2 protein-coding genes and 1 tRNA gene are annotated in these 3,052 nt (G+C 61.7%); 1 reads left to right on the forward strand and 2 read right to left on the reverse strand.

What is annotated here, in order from left to right; translation table 11 throughout:
- The first annotated feature begins 302 nt into the window (after positions 1–302).
- Positions 303–821, forward strand: a complete 519-nt coding sequence (locus OKB81_RS19835; protein ID WP_042864778.1) for a class IV adenylate cyclase — start codon at positions 303–305, stop codon at positions 819–821.
- A gap of 273 nt (positions 822–1,094) precedes the next feature.
- On the opposite strand, the gene OKB81_RS19840 is transcribed toward OKB81_RS19835, so the two are convergent.
- The gene (locus OKB81_RS19840; protein ID WP_160839527.1) at positions 1,095–2,465 is read right to left on the reverse strand and encodes a phosphatidylserine decarboxylase family protein; all 1,371 of its coding nucleotides are present in this window, start codon (positions 2,463–2,465) and stop codon (positions 1,095–1,097) included.
- Between the two features lie 209 nt (positions 2,466–2,674).
- Positions 2,675–2,751, reverse strand: a tRNA-Trp gene (locus OKB81_RS19845).
- Positions 2,752–3,052 lie beyond the last annotated feature (301 nt).

A 3,052-nucleotide genomic window follows, 5' to 3' on the forward strand; every position in this document is an offset into this window, starting at 1 on the left:
AACCAGTGATTGGTTCCGGATTGTCCTACAGCAGAAGGATCGGTCAATGGATCCTTAACTGATCAGCATTGCGCCCTAAGGCGGCCATGAGGTCATATCGCGGATGACGGGCAGGCACCGGCAGAGCAGGTCAGCACCCGCTGACCTGTCTCTTGAGGGCGGTTTCAGGCGTCTGAAAGAGGGTTGGCGGGCAGGGTTGAGCATCCATCAGGAACCGAACTGGCGCTCCCCCTGTTGCCCCCCTCTCGGCAACGTGGGCTGTGCTAGATTGGGTATCCCGTTTTCAAGGAGAACCCGCTGCCATGCCACGAAATATCGAGATCAAAGCCCGCATAGCCGGGGTCGATGACCTTATCCCCAGAGCCGCGGCCATCGCCGACAAGGGCCCCGTCGACATCGCCCAGGATGATACCTTCTTTCGCTGTGAATCGGGCCGCTTCAAATTGCGGACGCTCTCCCCGTCGGCAGGCCAGCTCATCTTCTACCGCAGGCCTGATCAACAGGGTCCGAAGGAGAGCTACTACCACATCACGCCAACGAACGAGCCGGACAAGCTGCGGGAAACGCTCACCCTGGCTTGCGGCCAGATTGGCAGAGTGCGAAAACAGCGGACCCTGTTTCTGGTGGGCAGAACCCGGATCCATCTCGACCGGGTTGAAGGGCTGGGTCACTTCCTCGAACTGGAAGTGGTGCTGGAAGATGACGAACCGCGCGAGGTGGGGATGCAGGAAGCTCACGACATCATGGCGCGTCTCGGTATCGAACCCTCCCGGTTGATCGAAGGCGCCTATCTGGATCTCCTGCTGCAACGACAACCCTGAGGGATTCACAACAACAAGGCCGCCCGAAGGCGCAATGCTGTTCAGATAAGCACATTTTTGACTAATTATTCATAAATGCGACTTGAGTTGGGGGAGCAAGGCTGTTTCCAGTCGATGTTCCTTCAGCCTTTATCCAGCGTGGCTTGCAATAGAAAGAGGGAGGCATCATGCCTCCCTCATTTTTTAGCCCTGATACTACGTGGACTGGAACTCAAATTCTCTTAAGTGAACAGCATTGCGCCCGAAGGCGGCCTTTACTGTCCGGCGGCTGGGTTATTTGACCCGCGCCAGCGCCGTGTTGATCCTCAGGTTGGTCGCCTCCAGCCCCGGCTGCTGGCCGTAGAAGTCGAACGCCAGCTCGACACCGGGGCGAAACAGCAGGCAGTGGGTGGAGCCGCCGAAGTGGAACATGCCGAGCTGCTCCCCCTTCGCGATCCGCTGCCCCGGCTGCACCGTCACCTCGCAGCTCGACACCTCCGCCATGCCCACCGGCACCACGCACATCAGGCCGATCCTGGGGTTGTCCGCCTCGATGAAGATGAGTGCCCGGGTCGCCACCGCGGTCAGGAAGGGCTGGGACTGGTTCGGGGCGCTGGGGTCGGGCCCCGCCGGGCTGTCGAAACCCTGGTGGCGGTTGGCCAGGTAGTAGCTGCCGTTGACCACCATGACCGAGCGCACCGTGCCGCTCACCGGGCTGTGCCAGCGGTGATAGCTGAGGGCGCTGAGGAAGGCCTGATAGAGGGTGCCCCCCTCGAACGCGGCGGCGCGCGGGTCGAAGTCCAGCAAGTTGTCCAGGGAATAGGGCTGTCCCTTGAGCCAGAAGGCGTCCTGCCGCCTTACCCCGGTCACCACCTGCAGCGGGGCCGACTCGCAGGCGTTGGCGATCACGCTGTCATCGTCCGGGGCCGTCACCGGCCGCACGCCGGGGCAGAAGCGGCGGGTGAAGAAGTCGTCCCAGCTGGCGAAGCCCTCGTATTCCTCTCCCGGCACGGTGTGGAAGATCCCCTCGAAGCGCTCTGGGGTGGGGTTGTCGCCGGCCCCGAGCGCCCCCTGCGCCACCCGGACCATCTCCCGTTTCGCCACCTCCCCGAGCCAGGGGACGATCAGGGTCTGGCGATCCAAGGGGCTCACCGACTCGGTCAGCACATAACGGGACGCGGGACTTTGCAGGAAGTCGGCCCAGTATCCGAGGATCTTGCGCAGTTGCTGGTTCACCAGCGCATTGGCGAAGAAGTCGTACCCGGCGGCCGTCGCCATGGGCCAGTTGAGCAGGGCATTGATGGGGAATCCGATCAGCCCGGCGGGCTCCTGGGTCTGCACATCCTGATAGGCTTCCGGGGCCGTGGTCATGATGCCGTTGAGCAGCTGCAGGAACTCATCGAGGCTGCGCACCTGGACCTGACCGAGCGGCGTGCTGTGCTCGTGCTGCCACGCCTCGTCAAACATCCCCTGGGCCTGCTGATACAGGAGAGGATCCTGCTCCACCAGCGCCTTCAATCCGGCGATCGGGGCCACCAGCGGGCGAGGCTGGCGGGTGACCGCCTGACGCAGCCGCTGTACCCAGCGCGCCACATGGGCCTGATCCCGGGGGACCCAGCCACCGGCATGGGCATGGGGGGGACGCGTATCCACTGCCTTGTTCATCGCTCTCTCCTTGTTGAAGCGCCTTGGGCCCGCCGGATGCGATGCGCCTGAGGGCGCCATCTGGCAGGTAGCAAGGTGTAGCACAGGGGAAAAGCGGCCTCCATTGGCAGAAATGGCAGCGGCGAAGCGGGGAAAAAGAGGCTAACGGAGGCGTTGGCAAACGACGGAAATGCGAAAGGCCAGCTCAATGAGCTGGCCTTTCTGAAAAATGGCAGGGGCGGCAGGACTCGAACCCGCAACCATCGGTTTTGGAGACCGCTGTTCTACCAATTGGAACTACGCCCCTGCAACAAACGAGGCGTAGTATACAAAGCGGAGGTCAAAGGTAAAGGCTTTTTTCTCACTTTCGATGCGATCGAACAAATGACGAGCAGATCCCCGCAATTCCAACAAGGAGCGGGGGTAAGCTGCTGTATTTGCAGCCCCGACGGGGTAGGAATGGGACACAAATGGGGGTAGGGTGAAACCAGGCTCAGGGAGGCTGCCCATGCTCAATTACCGACTGCTGCAACGTAACGGTTCACCCAGACCAGTTGACAGGTAAAAAATGAGACGATCGTCCGGTGATCCACTATTGCCTCTTGCGT

Source organism: Aeromonas sp. QDB56 (genome assembly GCF_027705505.1).
Lineage (GTDB): Bacteria > Pseudomonadota > Gammaproteobacteria > Enterobacterales > Aeromonadaceae > Aeromonas > Aeromonas caviae.